We start from the raw sequence: 13859 nt of genomic DNA on the forward strand, positions 1-13859 counted from the left end.
CAAGCATGACAGGGCGTCCCTAGCGTGAAGGCGTCGATCCCCGGTCCCCTGGAGGTTCCTGATGCCCGAATACACCCCCGCCGAGCTCGCCGGCGTCCTCAAGGACGGGTTGCTGTCCTTCCCGGTCACCCCGTTCACCAAGGACCTCGAGGTGGACGAGGCCGCGCTCGTCGACCACCTGGAATGGCAGTCCAGCTTCGACATCGGCGGCCTGTTCGTCGCAGGCGGCACCGGGGAGGGGTTCTCGCTCTCCCCCGACGAACACCGGCTGGTCACCAGGACGGCCGTGAACACGGTCCGCGACGGGGTCCCGGTGCTCGGCTCGGCAGGCGGTAACACGGCCCAGGCGGTGGCGCTCGCCCGCCAGGCCGAAGAAGCCGGCGCCGACGGCCTGCTCCTGCTGCCCCCGTACCTGACCGAGACCACCCAGGAGGGCCTGCGAGCCCACGTGGCGGCGGTCCTGAAGGCCACCGACATCGGCGTGATCCTCTACAACCGCGCCAACGCCATCTACAGCGCCGAAACGGTCGCCCAGCTGGCCCAGGACCACCCCAACCTGATCGGGTTCAAGGACGGCAGCGGCAACTTCGAGCAGCTGGCCCGCGTGCGCTCGGCCAACGGCGACCGGCTCTTCTACCTCGGCGGCCTGCCCACCGCCGAGACGTTCGCCCTCCCGCTGCTGCAGGTCGGCATGAACACCTACTCCTCGGCGATGTTCAACTTCGTCCCGGAGTTCGCGCTGGAGTTCTACCGCAACGTCCGCGCCTACGACTACGAGGCCGTGCAGCAGAAGCTCACCGACTTCGTCCTGCCGTACCTGGACATCCGCGACTACGGCAAGGGGTACGGGGTCTCCATCGTCAAGGCAGGTCTGCGCGCCGTCGGACGTGACGCCGGCCCCGTGCGCCCGCCGCTGCGCGACCTCTCCGCCGACGAACAGCGGCAGCTGAACACACTGGTCGGCACCCTCACCGCAGCCGGCGTCTGAACCCGGCACCCGGCCTCCGGCGCCCCGGAGGCCGAATAATCCGGCCCCCGAACCCGGCTTCAGAACCACCAGCGCGGATACACCCCCCTCAACGACGCAGCCACAGGAACCGACGCAGCCACAGGGAACCCGCAATGAGCACACCGACCGAACAGACCCACCACTCACTGATCGCCGGAGAAGCCGTCCCCGGCAACGGCGGCACCACCCAGGCCGTCGACCCGGCCCAGAACGCCCCGACCGGCCCGACCTTCACCCTGCTCGACGACGAGCAGGCGGCCGCGGCCCCCCGAGCGGCCGCGGAGGCCTTCGACGCCTACCGCAAGATCACCCCCGAGGCACGGGCCGCGTTCCTGAAGACCGCGGCCGAACGCATCGACCAGGCCGGCGAGGAGATCATCGCCAACGCCATGCGCGAGACCGGGCTCCCCGAGCCCCGGCTGCGCGGCGAGCTCGGCCGGACCGTGAACCAGCTGCGGCTGTTCGCCGAGGTCGCCCGCGCCGGCGACCACCACGGCGTACGCATCGAACCCGCACTGCCCGAACGCACACCGCTCCCGCGCCCCGACCTGCGCCAGCGCAAACTGCCGCTCGGCCCGGTCGCGGTCTTCGGCGCCTCGAACTTTCCACTGGCCTTCTCCGTGGCGGGCGGCGACACCGCCTCCGCGCTCGCGGCGGGCTGCCCCGTGGTCTTCAAGGCCCACAACGCCCACCCGGCCACCAGCCTGCTCGTCGGTGAGGCACTGTCCGCCGCCGTCGCCGAACACGGCCTGCCCGCCGGCGTCTTCTCCCTGGTCTTTGGCCCCGGGACCGCCGTGGGACAGCAACTCGTCTCCGACCCGAGGATCAAGGCCGTCGGTTTCACCGGCTCCCGCGGCGGCGGCACCGCACTGATGGCCACCGCCGCCGCACGCCCGGAACCGATCCCCGTGTACGCCGAGATGAGCTCGGTCAACCCCGTCTTCGTGCTGCCCTCCTCCGCCGCGGGCGACCGTGACGCACTCGCCGAAGGTTTCGTGGCCTCGCTGAACGGATCCGCCGGACAGCTGTGCACCGCCCCTGGCCTGCTGTTCGTCCCCGAAGGCGCCGACGGGGACGACCTCACCGCCCGGATCACCGAGAAGCTCTCCGCCGCCGCCGGGACGACCATGCTCACCCCGCAGATCTGCTCCTCGCGCGTCGAGGGGGAGAAGAAGCTCGCCGCCCTGGACGGGGTGACCGAGACCGGCCGTGGCGGCGAGGGGGCGAAGGAGAACGCTCCCGCCCCGGCCGTGTTCTCCACCGACCTGGAGACCTTCGCCCACACCCCCGAGCTCTCGGAGGAGATCTTCGGCGCCCTCTGCCTGATCGTGCGCTACGGCTCGGCCGATCAACTGCCGTCGGTGGCCGGGGCGCTGGAGGGCCAGCTGACCGCGACGCTGCAGATCGGCGCCGGGATCGACTGGGACGTCGACGCCGACGCGGGCAGCGACACCGGCTCGGAGCACCGTGTGGTGCAGGAGCTGCTCGAGGCGCTCGAACTGCGCGCGGGCCGCGTGCTGTTCAACGGCTGGCCCACCGGGGTCGACGTCGGCGACGCCATGGTCCACGGCGGCCCGTACCCGGCGACCTCGGACGGGCGCTCCACCTCGGTCGGTGCGGCGGCCATCGAACGCTTCCTGCGGCCGGTCGTCTACCAGAACACCCCCGCTTCCCTGCTGCCCGCGCCGGTGCGGGAGGACAACCCCTGGAACCTGGGCCGCCGGGTCGAGGGCACCCACGTGGCCGCGGACCGGGAAAAGAGCCCGCAGGGACCGGGGGAGGACGTGCTGAAGGGGAAGAGCGCATGAGCGCACACGGACCCCGCATCGCCCGGGTCGAGGCCGTGCCGGTCGCCGGACACGACTCGATGCTGATGAACCTCTCCGGGGCGCACGGCCCGTACTTCACCCGCAACGTCGTCATCATCACCGACGACGAGGGCAGGACCGGACTCGGTGAGGTCCCCGGCGGCGAGAAGATCACCGCCACCCTGCGCGAGGCCGGCGAACGCCTCACCGGCCGTCCGGTGGCCCGGTTCCGTTCGGCCCTGCGGGAGATCTCCGAGGCCTTCGCCCACCGCGACTCCGGCGGGCGGGGCGAGCAGACCTTCGACCTGCGCACCACGGTGCACACGGTCACCGGGCTGGAATCTGCGCTGCTGGACCTGCACGGCCAGCACCTCGGGGTCCCCGTCGCAGAACTCCTCGGCACCGGACAGCAGCGTTCCAGTGTCCCGATGCTGGGATACCTGTTCTTCGTCGGCGACCCGGACGCCACCGACCTGCCCTACCTGAGGGAAGGGTCCGGGGACGCCTGGGAGCGCCGCCGGCGGGAAGAGGCCATGGACGCCGACGGCGTCATCGAACTGGCACGGGCCGCCCAACAGCGGTACGGGTTCCGCGACTTCAAACTCAAGGGCGGCGTGCTCCCCGGCGACGCGGAGGTCGACGTCGTCACCGCGCTGCACGAGGAGTTCCCCGAGTCGCGGATCACCCTGGACCCCAACGCGGGATGGCTGCTGGAGGAGGCGATCGAGTACGGCCGGCGGATGCGCGGCGTGCTCGCCTACGCCGAGGACCCGTGCGGGGCGGAGGGCCGCTTCTCCGCACGCGAGGTGATGGCCGAGTTCAAGCGGGCCACCGGGCTGCCGACGGCGACGAACATGTGCGCCACCGACTGGCGGGAGATGGCCCACGCCGTGCGGACCGACGCGGTGGACATCCCGCTGGCGGACCCGCACTTCTGGACCATGGCCGGATCGGTGCGGGTGGCGCAGCTCTGCGATGACTCCGGGCTGACGTGGGGCTCGCACTCCAACAACCACTTCGACATCTCGCTGGCGATGTTCACCCAGGTCGGTGCCGCGGCCCCCGGCGACATCACCGCCCTGGACACGCACTGGATCTGGCAGGACGGCCAACGGCTCACCCAGGCTCCACCGCAGATCCGGGACGGCGCCGTGGCGGTGCCGGAGGTTCCCGGGCTGGGGGTGGAGCTGGACCGCGAGCGTCTGGACCAGGCGCACGAGCTGTACCTGAGGGAAGGGCTCGGTGCGCGGGACGATGCCGTGGCGATGCAGTTCCTGATCCCCGGGTGGGAGTTCGACCCGAAACGGCCGTGTATGGCGCGTTGAGGGGGCGGGTGCCGGCCGGGCCGGTGCCCGGTCTCCGGAGGGGGCCTGTTCTCCGGAGCAGGCCCCCGTCGTACTGGGTGCTGTGTCCGAGAGGCCTGTTGTCGTTGCCTGGGTGTGATCCGGAAGTGCACAGTTTGCAGATTTTCGGGTTGCTGGTGGGTAGACATGCAGGTCAGGAAGGTGCTCCCCGCACGCGCGGGGATGGTCCCGACAGGCACGACTATTGGGTCAGTTTCGGCCCGTGCTCCCCGCACGCGCGGGGATGGTCCCGAGGACCGCACCTGGTGACGGAACAGCCCGTAGTGCTCCCCGCACGCGCGGGGGTTCAGTCCATCCCGCCTTTGGACACCAGATCCGCGTAGACGACGACGTTGCTGCTGTATCCGTGCTCGTTCTGCTCGAACGTGCCGCCGCAGGTCACCAGCCGCAGCTCGGCGCGCCCTTCCGTGGACCCGTAGACCTTCCGGGTGGGGAAGTCGTCCTTGCTGTACTGCTCCACGCCGTACACCTCGAACACCGCATCGACACCGTCGGCGCGGGGGACCGTGACCTCGTCGCCGGGCTGCAGCTCCGCGAGACGGAAGAAGACCGCCGGCCCGGTCGGGGAGTCCACGTGCGCGCCGATCACCGACGCGCCCTGCTGGCCCGGCGAGGCCCCCGCCTCGTACCAGCCCACGGTGCCGGCTTCCTCGGGCACGTCCAGTTCCCCGTCGGAGCGCACCTGCAGCGGCAGGAGATGGCCGGCTTCCACGTCGATCGCGGGGATCCGCAGGCCCGCCGGGTCGGAAGGCTCCAGAGGGGGCGCGGGCGGTGCGGAGGGTTCGGCCGGCTCCTCGGGGCCTCCGAATCTCCCGGCTTCCTCCGAAGGGGCCGGCGAGGGAGGCAGGGACTGCTGTTGTTCGAGGGCGGGCGGGGAGGCGGTCGAGCTCACGGAGCCGCCCCACAGGGCGGGGCCGCCGAGCGTCAGCCCCAAGCCGGCCAGGAGCACCCCGACCGACGACACGGCTGTGGGGACCACCGAACGCAGTGTCCGGTGGCCCCGTTCCAGCGCCACGAACCGGTCCCGGGCCCGGGACCGGTCGTCGCTCGGTGGCGGGGTGGGCATAAGGTCCACCCCACCACCGGTCCGGTCGATCGTGTGTGAGGTCACGCCCTGGTGCCCCACAGCAGACGGCCGCTGATCGCTGCGGCGCCGGCGACCACGATCAGGCCCGCGCCCACGCCGACCATGCCGGCCGTGCCGAGGCCGACCACGCCCGCATCGGAGTTGCCGGCCTCAGCGGTACCGCCGAAGCCGGTGTCCATGCCGTTCTCCGGGGCGGCCACCAGCTCGCCGCAGGTACCGGGCTGCGTGGTCTTCTCCGACGCCTCGGCCGAGGTCTCGTCCGTGGCCTCCCCGGGGGCCTCCCGTCGGTCCTCGACCGGGGCCTCGTTCTCCTCGGCGCTGTTGGATTCGTGAACGCCGGCGCCGCTGGAATCGATGCTGTTCTGGACGAGGACGGCTTCTTCGTTCTTGATCTGGTCGGCCACTTCCTCGTCGACCTCGAACGTGCGGTGGTAGGAGATCTCGCCCTTGCCGTTCGCCGAGGGCATGCTGTCGAGGTTCAGGCCGTCCTCGGGGCGTGTGCTGCCCGAGGTCGTCAGCGAGGTGGCCGGCTCGTAGAAGGTGTCCCCTTCGAGTCTGGCGACCATCTCGGTGCCGTTCCCATCGGACTCGGGTGTGGGCGCACACATGTCCTGCTCGCCGATGTGGAAGTGCTGCGCGGCGTTCACGTTCGGTTCGAGCCCGGTCGATTCGATGTCGACGGTGACCTCCGTGCCCTTGACCTCGACCATGGCGGTGCCGCCGGCGGAGGAGGCGTTGAGGGGCTGGAGCTGGGCGTGCAGCACTCTGGTGTCATCGGCCCCGGCCCCGGCCCCGGCCCCGGCCCCGGCCTCGGACCGGTCCTGGGCGTGGGCCGGGGCGGAAGCCAGTGCCAGTCCCAGGGGGAGCGCGAACGCCCCAGTGACAGCCATTGCCTTGCGCATGCGGGATTCTCCTTCGATGTCTTCCGTGGCGTAGTGCTGCGGAACTGGGAAGGAGATGCCCGGACCTTTCCGGAAATAACTCTCAGTAATCAAGCAATATCGGAGAGTTTGGTTGGTCTTGTCGTTGGTGGTTCGTTGATGGTCGGCGTTTGTACCTTCGCCGGGCAGCCGGCATCGAGCGTGGGAGGAGGGCGAATGCCCAGTTCGTCAAGGTGTGGTGGGCGCCATCGCCGTGGAGGGGAGCTCGGTGCCGCGGCTGAGGGATGCCCTCATCCCCGTCGAACGGACATGGGTGATCGCGGGGGCGCGAGAGGGCAACGGCACCCTCTCGCGCAGTCGGGTCCGTAGCTCTGCGTATCCGCGTGCTCCTGTGACGAAGGTGTGGCCGGGGCCCTCCNCCTCCAGGAGCTCCTCCACATGCCGCCGGATCAGGTCGCGGATCGGCCGTACCGCCTCCACGCCCTGCCCCGCCGGGTCGGGAAGCACCCAGTCCAGATAGCGCTTCCCCGGAAAGAACGGGCACGCGTCCCCGCACCCCATCGTGACCACCACGTCCGAGGCCCGCACCGCGTCCTGCGTGAGGACCTTCGGCGTGTTGGCCGCGAGGTCGACGCCGACCTCCGACATCGCCTCCACCACCGCCGGGTTGATCTCATCGGCCGGGGCGGAGCCTGCCGAGCGCACCCGCACCCGGCCCGCACCCAGCTGCTCCAGGAACGCCGCGGCCATCTGGGACCGCCCCGCGTTGTGCACGCACACGAACAGGACCTGGGGCTTCTCAGGCATCGCAGATCCGTCTCTCCTCGGGGAACCAGCGCCGGGCGGCCAAGGCGACGTAGACCAGGGCGATGAGCACCGGTACCTCGATCAGCGGCCCCACCACACCGGCCAGGGCCTGCCCCGACGTGGCACCGAAGGAGGCGATGGCCACCGCGATCGCCAGCTCGAAGTTGTTGCCCGCCGCGGTGAAGGCCAGCGTGACCGAGCGCGGGTACGCCATCCCCAGTACCCGTCCCAGCGCGAGCGTTCCGGCCCACATGAGCACGAAGTAGATCAGCAGGGGCAGCGCGATACGGGCGACGTCCCAGGGCTGGGACGTGATCGCCTCTCCCTGCAGGGCGAAGAGCATCACGATCGTGAACAGCAACCCGTACAGGGACCACGGCCCCAACCGGGGCAGCAGGCGGCTCTCGTACCACTCGCGTCCACGGGCCCGCTCGCCCAGGCGGCGGGTCAGGTACCCGGCCAGGAGCGGCACCCCGAGAAACACCAGTACCGAGACGGAGATGTCGACGAACGAGACGTCCAACGCGGCCTGCTCCAGCCCCAGCCATCCGGGCAGGACCGACAGGTAGAACCACCCCAGAGCCCCGAACGCCACGACCTGGAACAGCGAGTTGAGGGCGACCAGCACCGCGGCGGCCTCCCGGTCGCCGCACGCCAGGTCGTTCCAGACGATCACCATCGCGATGCACCGCGCCAGACCGACGATGATCAACCCGGTGCGGAACTCGGGCAGGTCCGGTAGGAACAGCCAGGCCAGGGCGAACATCACCGCCGGACCGGCCAGCCAGTTCACCGCCAGTGAGGTGATCAGCAGCCGCCGGTCGCCGGTGACCGTCCCCAAACGGTCGTAACGGACCTTCGCCAACGGCGGAAACAACATCACCAGCAGTCCCACCGCGATCGGCAGTGACACTCCGGCCACCCCGATCCCGGAGAGCGCCTCGCCCACCCCGGGCACCAGGCGCCCCAGGGCCAGGCCCGCAACCATCGCCGCGAGAATCCACACCGTCAGGAACCGGTCCAGGGAGGACAGGCGTCCGACGACACCCGATGCCGCTTCGGTGCGTGCGGGGGCGCTCACGTCTGTGCCGTTTCGGGGCCGGGGGCGCGGGTCAGGACCGTGGCCAGGCGATCGGTCGCACCCGGCAGCAACCGGTAGTACACCCAGGTGCCGCGCCGCTCGGCCGCGATGAGTCCGGCCTCGCGCAGCAGCTTCAGGTGGTGGGAGACCGTGGGCTGGGACAGGTCGAAGGCGGGCGTCAGGTCGCACACGCACACCTCGCCGCCGTCCTGGGTGGCGATCATCGACAACAGCCGCAGCCGTACCGGATCGGCCAGGGCCTTGAACGCCCGGGCGAGCTCGACGGATTCTTCTTCGTTCAGGGACGAGGTCAACAGTCCCGGACAGCAGTCCTCGGCGGCGCCTCGGGGGCCGGGCGCCCCAACCTCTTGATTCGACATGCGTCTATATTGACAAGTTCCGATTCAAGGCGCAACCTTGAATCGACGGATTTCGATTCAAGGCCTGTGGAGGTCCCCCGTGTCCCGTGTACAGCTCGCTCTCAACGTCGCCGACCTCGACGCCTCGGTGCTCTTCTACTCCACGCTCCTCGGCGTCGAACCCGCCAAGCGCCGCCCCGGCTACGCCAACTTCGCCGTCGCCGAGCCCCCGCTCAAGCTCGTCCTCCTCGAAGGCGAAGCCGGCCAGGACACCCGCCTGGACCACCTGGGTGTGGAGGTCGAGACCACCGAACACGTCGATGCGGCCACCACACGCCTCAAGGACGCCGGACTGGCCACCTTCGAGGAGAACGACACCTCCTGCTGCTACGCGGTGCAGGACAAGGTGTGGGTCCACGGCCCCGGCAAGGAACCGTGGGAGGTCTACGCGGTCAAGGACGACAGCGACCAGCGGGGGAGCACCGAGGCTGTTCCCGCCCCCGGGTCCGGGGCCTGAACCGATGCGGCGGCCCCGGCCCGTTGCGTGAGTGAAGGCTCTCCATGAGAGAGCCTTCCCGCCGGCGCCCACCGGGGCACCGTGCTCCCCGCGCACGCGGGGACGGCCCCGGCCCGACACGGAAAAACCCACCGGAGGGCCTCCGGTGGGGCGAAGCTCCTGTTCAGCGGGTGCGGGGCGGACGTGTCAGCTCGAACCGGCCGTCATTCGTGCCGGTCGGGAGAACCGTCCGGCGCGCCACCGCGCGGGGGAGTCGTGTGCGCCGGGGGTCAGCGCACCCACATGATCCACATACCGCTGCTCCCCTGTTCACAGTGGAACTCGGTGTAGTCGTGGTAGTCATCGTCCATGTAGAGGGCGCCCTCCACCAGGCATTCCGCGTGCCCGGGGAAACCCGCGGCCTTTTCCCACTCGGCCGCGGACGCGGGGCTCGCGGCGAACGGAATGGCCAGGGCGGCCGCACCGACGGTGAGGCCGGCGGCGATGCGCTGCGACAAGGACATGTGGTTCCTCCGACATATGGTTCTCTGTGGCCCCGGACCCGGGGGAGAGGCCGTATCTGACCACCCGAGTAGGGGGCGGTTCTTTTCCGGGCTCATGGGACTGAGCCCGGAAGGTCTTCGGGGGTGCTGCGCCGACCGGAACGACAGGCCCGGCCGGCGCAGGGGCCCGGTGGGGCCGAACTCCGATTCAGCGGCTGCAGGTCGGACGGATCAGTTCGAACCGGCCGTCATTCGTGCCGGCCGGGGGCCATCCGGTTCGCTGCCACTCGGGGGAGCTGGGTGCGCTGGGGATCAGCGCACCCAGACCTGCCAACCACTACCGCCCTTCTCGCACTTGAACTCGGTGAGGTCGTCGTTGCCTTCCTCGTAGACGTAGGAGTACCCCTCGAGGAAGCACGTCTCGTAGTCGCCGAAACCACCGGCGAGCTCCCAGTCCGATGCGGACGCGGGGCTCGCGGCGAGCGGGAGGGCCAAGGCAGCTGCTCCGACCGCGAGTCCAGTAGCAATGCGCTGGGACCAGGACATGTATCTACTCCAATGCGTTGTTTTCTTCGGGCTCTCCCCGCATCTCACGGGGAGATGTCGTGCTGACCACCTGCGCAGGCGGTCGGTTCACTTCCCGGGCTCGTTGCTCGGAGCCCGGTAGGTCTTCTCCTCGGGCGCTTCGTCGGCCAGGACGACAGGCCCGGGCGGTCGACGGCCCCGGTGAGCCTTCAGGACGGGAAGGCCCACCGGACCGCTCGGTCTACAGCGCGGGCTCGGGGAGACCGTCCGAGATGGTGGAGGTGATCCAGTCGGCGTGCGCGACGCTGTCGGTGGAGACCTGCGGTCCCACGCAGTTGGGGTCCTCGTCGAAGTCGCCGTCGCGGCTGATCACGCCGACCAGCTCCCAGTCGCCCTCCTCACCGCGGACGACCGGCCCGCCGGAGTCGGACATGCAGGATTGGGCCTCCTCGGTGGGGTGCTCCGAGCACAGGTCGCTCTCGGGGTCCATATCGGAGCACCGGTCGGCGTCCACGATCTCGGAGTCCAGCTGCTGCAGGGTGTCCGGCTTGTCCTCCTCGCCGAGCTCGTCGACCATGCCCCAACCCAAGTTGCGCACCGAAGTTCCCGGTTCGGCCCGGTCGCCGGCGATCTCGATGGGCTCCTCCTCCACGGGGGAGTCGAGCTTCACCAGGGCGAGGTCGTTGTGCAGCAGGTACGCGGAGATGGGGTAATCGGGGTCGTCCTGGACGTCCTCCACCTCGAAATCGGGGTGCTCGATGGTCTCGACGACCTCACGTTCACTCCCGCCACTGGTGTGGTCGGTGCTACCCACCCGGGCGCTGATCTCCTCCTGCTCGACGCAGTGGGCGGCGGTGAGCACCCACTGTTCGTCCACCAGCGCGCCCCCGCAGTAGTGGTTGCCGGAACCGTCGTAAAGGGCGGTCATGAACCCGTAGGTCTCGGTCGCGTCCTCGCCACCGATGATCGCTCCGGCCGGCGAAGCCAACGCGCCCACCCCCAGAACGGTTCCGGCCCCGATCGCGCTCACGAGCGCCACCGCCCGGTCACGGCCTCGCCTGGTGGAACCCTCACGGTGTCCGAACATGTCGCTCCCATTTCCGTATGGCGTGTGATCGAGCGGCTCCTTGCCGACACAGACCAAGTTAGAAGTCGGAAGGCGCAGAATCATTGGTCGCGAGGACGAAGTGGGAAGGCGACGAACGTGGATATCCCTCGGCAGAGGGGCGACGAAAGTTTGGGTGGGTGGCCGACGATCGTGGAGCCACAGCTCCTCATGGGTCGCTGCTGTGGCTCGCGGCCGACGGGCTGGACCATCCTCACCAGCACATTCGGAAAACCCGGCCCGTACGACCGCGATTTCCGCTCGGCGCGGCCGCTGCCACAGCCACAAGTACGGTCGTCTTCCTTCGAAACCAGATTGCTCTCGATGATTCACCGGCTCCTCGACCACGGAATTCTCGCGCCCGGGGGAGCGCGCCCGCCCGCCTCACCCCTGAGGCGGACCGGGAACCTCACCCCTCGGGGCGATGATCTCCGGCCCCTACCCGCGCGACCGTGGCTCTGTGTCCGACTTGATCACCACCCACGGCCTCGGCAAGACCTACGGCGACCGAACGGTCGTCCACGACCTCGACCTGCGCATCCCGCAAGGGTGCGTCTACGGTTTCCTCGGCCCCAACGGCTCGGGGAAATCCACCACCATGAAAATGCTGCTGTCGCTGGTGCGCCCCACCAGCGGCGAGGTCCACATCATGGGCCGCCGGATGCAGCGGTCCACACGGCGCGGTCTCCTGCGCGAGATCGGCTCGCTCATCGAATCCCCGNTGCAGCGCCTGCTCGGTCTCTCCGACGGCCAGGTGCGCAGGGCCGTGCAGACCGTCCGGCTCCAGGACCACCTCGACAAACGGGTCCGCACCTACTCCCTGGGCATGAAACAACGCCTGGGCATCGCCCTGGCGCTGGCCCGCGAACCCCGGATCCTGATCCTGGACGAACCCACCAACGGCCTCGACCCGGCCGGCATCGAGGAGATGCGGCGCCTGCTCACCCACCTGGCCGAGCGCGGGATCACCGTCATGGTCTCCAGCCACCTCCTGGGCGAGATCGACCGCACCGCCACGGTCCTGGGCATCCTCGGCCAGGGACGCATGCTTTTCCAAGGCACGCGGGAACAACTCTTCGCACGCTCGGTCCCCGACGTCCTCGTCGACACCCCCGAACCCGAGCGGGCCTCGGCCGTGACCGCCCGGTGGCGCTCGGCCCGCGACGGCGACTACGTGCGCATCCCCGGGCTCGACCCCGCCGCGACCGCCCACATGGTGGAGCACCTCGTCGGAGAGCGCGTGGCCATCCACGAAGTGCGCCGCGAAGAGCAGTCTCTGGAGGACGTGTTCATGGACCTGACCGGGGGAGGCGGCCTGTGATGGCCCGTGCCGTGGCGAACGAGTTCGCCAAGATGCGCCGGCTGCGCACGGTGCCGGTCCTCGCCGTGATGGTCATCGGCGTGGTCACGCTATCGTCCTACGCCTTCACCACCCCCGGTTTCATGGACTCGCTCGAGGACCCCGCCGCGCACCCCTGGCAACGGCTGCTCGTGGGCCTGGCCTTTGCTGTGCCTCTGGTCTCGCCCATCCTGCTGGCGGTGTTGGCCAGCCGGCAGGTCGACATCGAACACCAGGGCAACGGGTGGCTCCTCGCCCAGACCTCGGGGCTGACGCCCGGCCGGCTGTGCCGGGCCAAGTTCGCCGCCCTCGGCGCGCTCCTGGTCACGGCCACGCTCGTCCAGAGCGCGCTGGTGGCCGCCCTGGGCTGGGCGGCCGGCATCACGGTCGAGTTCCCCGCCGACCCGTGGCTGGGCTACACCGCCGCGGCCGTGGTGGTGAACCTGGTCCTCCTCGCCCTGCACCTTTTGCTGGCGGCACGCGTGGCCAACCAGCTCGTCGGCCTGGGGATCGGTGTGCTGGGCGTGTTCGTGAGCTTGTCCAGCACGGGGATGCCGCCGTGGCTCAGCCACCTCTTCCCGCCGTGGGGCTACTACGCGCTGGCCACACCCGTGGACATCGCCGGTTCCGGGACCATCGCCCTCGACCCGCACCACCTCAGCGTGCTCGCCCTCGCGATCGCGGGCGCAGCGCTGTTTCTGCTCGCCACCCGCCTGTTCGACCGCCAGGAGGCCTGAGAAATGGGAGCGATCCGCGCGGAGTTCCTCAAACTGAAACGCTCCCTCAGCTGGACCGTGGTGGCGCTGCTGCCGCTGATGGCCGTGGCCACCGGGGTGGGCAACACGATCGTGTCCGGCCAGCAACTGGGTGATGGCTGGCACACGCTGTGGATGCGGGTCGTGGTCTTCTACGGCCTGTTCCCGTTGGCGGTCGGCGTGGCGGTGCTGGCCTCCCTGGTGTGGCGGGTCGAACACCAGGGCGGCAACTGGAACGCGCTCATGGGGGGAAAGGTGTCCAGCCTCGAAATCGTGGCCGCCAAAACGGCGGTGCTGGCAGTGCCGGCGGCAGCGCTGCAGGCGGTGCTGGTGGCCGGTGTGCTGGCCACCGGAAAGCTGGTGTTCGACCTTCCCGGCATGCTGCCGCCCCAGTACTTCGTCGCCGGCATCGCCATCGTTGCGGCCTGCCTGCCGGTGGCGGCCCTGCAATCCGGGCTCTCCATGCTCATGCGATCGTTCGCGGCCCCCGTCGCGGTGGCCCTGCTGGGAGCGGTCACGGGGGCGTTCCTGCTGATGGTGCGGCTGGACACCCTGTCGATGATCCTGCCGTACGGGCTGATCAGCCGAGCGACCCAGCTGGGGACCGGGACGTTCACCGACAGCGGCACGGTCCCTCCCGCGACCGTGGCCCTGCTCATCGCCGTGGCTCTCGGCGCCACCGCAGTGGTGGTCGCGGCCTTCTCCGCCCTCCTGGACCGCCGCGACATCGGCTGGGGGGG

Annotated in this window: 14 protein-coding genes and 1 pseudogene; 7 read left to right on the forward strand and 8 right to left on the reverse strand. The window is 70.1% G+C overall.

Going from position 1 to position 13859, the window contains the following annotated elements; all coding sequences use genetic code 11:
• Nucleotides 1-61: 61 nt before the first annotated feature.
• From D473_RS0122120 to D473_RS0122130, 3 genes are all read left to right on the forward strand, one after another.
• On the forward strand, nucleotides 62-988 hold the full coding sequence (locus tag D473_RS0122120) for a 5-dehydro-4-deoxyglucarate dehydratase (RefSeq protein ID WP_017611226.1): 927 nt from the start codon (nucleotides 62-64) through the stop codon (nucleotides 986-988).
• Between the two features lie 134 nt (nucleotides 989-1122).
• Nucleotides 1123-2817, forward strand: coding sequence for an aldehyde dehydrogenase (NADP(+)) (locus D473_RS25230; protein WP_017611227.1), 1695 nt, complete (start codon nucleotides 1123-1125; stop codon nucleotides 2815-2817).
• The gene (locus D473_RS0122130; RefSeq protein WP_017611228.1) at nucleotides 2814-4142 is read left to right on the forward strand and encodes an enolase C-terminal domain-like protein; all 1329 of its coding nucleotides are present in this window, start codon (nucleotides 2814-2816) and stop codon (nucleotides 4140-4142) included. Before D473_RS25230 ends, D473_RS0122130 begins: the two co-directional genes overlap by 4 nt.
• A gap of 325 nt (nucleotides 4143-4467) precedes the next feature.
• Here the strand turns inward: D473_RS0122130 and D473_RS25235 are convergent, their stop codons facing one another.
• The 5 genes and pseudogenes from D473_RS25235 to D473_RS0122155 all read right to left on the reverse strand — a co-directional run bounded on the left by D473_RS25235 (nucleotide 4468) and on the right by D473_RS0122155 (nucleotide 8417).
• The gene (locus D473_RS25235) at nucleotides 4468-5247 is read right to left on the reverse strand and encodes a class F sortase (RefSeq protein WP_161626432.1); all 780 of its coding nucleotides are present in this window, start codon (nucleotides 5245-5247) and stop codon (nucleotides 4468-4470) included.
• A gap of 41 nt (nucleotides 5248-5288) precedes the next feature.
• A complete protein-coding gene (locus D473_RS0122140; protein ID WP_161626433.1) occupies nucleotides 5289-6170 on the reverse strand; it encodes a hypothetical protein in 882 nt (293 codons plus the stop codon).
• 402 nt (nucleotides 6171-6572) lie between these two features.
• Nucleotides 6573-6956 (reverse strand): annotated as a pseudogene (locus D473_RS25240) (arsenate reductase ArsC); the annotation flags it as partial.
• Complete coding sequence (gene arsB, locus D473_RS0122150; RefSeq protein ID WP_017611232.1) at nucleotides 6949-8037, reverse strand: ACR3 family arsenite efflux transporter; 1089 nt, start codon at nucleotides 8035-8037, stop codon at nucleotides 6949-6951. The pseudogene D473_RS25240 and the gene arsB, both read right to left, overlap by 8 nt.
• Nucleotides 8034-8417 carry an ArsR/SmtB family transcription factor gene (locus D473_RS0122155; protein ID WP_026127198.1) on the reverse strand — a complete coding sequence of 128 codons (384 nt, stop codon included), beginning with the start codon at nucleotides 8415-8417 and terminating at the stop codon, nucleotides 8034-8036. The genes arsB and D473_RS0122155 overlap by 4 nt, the downstream gene beginning before the upstream one ends.
• Nucleotides 8418-8496: 79 nt before the next feature.
• Here D473_RS0122155 and D473_RS0122160 point away from each other — a divergent pair, with 79 nt between their 5' ends.
• Nucleotides 8497-8913, forward strand: coding sequence for an ArsI/CadI family heavy metal resistance metalloenzyme (locus tag D473_RS0122160; RefSeq protein WP_017611234.1), 417 nt, complete (start codon nucleotides 8497-8499; stop codon nucleotides 8911-8913).
• Between the two features lie 269 nt (nucleotides 8914-9182).
• On the opposite strand, the gene D473_RS0122165 is transcribed toward D473_RS0122160, so the two are convergent.
• The 3 genes from D473_RS0122165 to D473_RS0122175 all read right to left on the reverse strand — a co-directional run bounded on the left by D473_RS0122165 (nucleotide 9183) and on the right by D473_RS0122175 (nucleotide 11007).
• A complete protein-coding gene (locus D473_RS0122165) occupies nucleotides 9183-9416 on the reverse strand; it encodes a hypothetical protein (protein WP_017611235.1) in 234 nt (77 codons plus the stop codon).
• A gap of 291 nt (nucleotides 9417-9707) precedes the next feature.
• Nucleotides 9708-9941 carry a hypothetical protein gene (locus D473_RS0122170; protein WP_026127199.1) on the reverse strand — a complete coding sequence of 78 codons (234 nt, stop codon included), beginning with the start codon at nucleotides 9939-9941 and terminating at the stop codon, nucleotides 9708-9710.
• A gap of 220 nt (nucleotides 9942-10161) precedes the next feature.
• Nucleotides 10162-11007: a S1 family peptidase gene (locus D473_RS0122175; RefSeq protein WP_017611237.1), complete on the reverse strand. Its 846-nt coding sequence runs from the start codon at nucleotides 11005-11007 to the stop codon at nucleotides 10162-10164.
• 478 nt (nucleotides 11008-11485) lie between these two features.
• Here D473_RS0122175 and D473_RS0122180 point away from each other — a divergent pair, with 478 nt between their 5' ends.
• The 3 genes from D473_RS0122180 to D473_RS25245 form a co-directional block, all read left to right on the forward strand.
• Nucleotides 11486-12346, forward strand: coding sequence for an ABC transporter ATP-binding protein (locus D473_RS0122180; protein WP_026127200.1), 861 nt, complete (start codon nucleotides 11486-11488; stop codon nucleotides 12344-12346).
• A complete protein-coding gene (locus tag D473_RS0122185) occupies nucleotides 12343-13101 on the forward strand; it encodes an ABC transporter permease (protein ID WP_017611239.1) in 759 nt (252 codons plus the stop codon). The genes D473_RS0122180 and D473_RS0122185 overlap by 4 nt, the downstream gene beginning before the upstream one ends.
• Nucleotides 13102-13104: 3 nt before the next feature.
• The coding region (locus D473_RS25245) for an ABC transporter permease (protein ID WP_017611240.1) at nucleotides 13105-13859 on the forward strand (755 nt) is incomplete at its 3' end.

Source organism: Nocardiopsis xinjiangensis YIM 90004, from assembly GCF_000341145.1.
Classification (GTDB): Bacteria; Actinomycetota; Actinomycetes; order Streptosporangiales; family Streptosporangiaceae; genus Nocardiopsis; species Nocardiopsis xinjiangensis.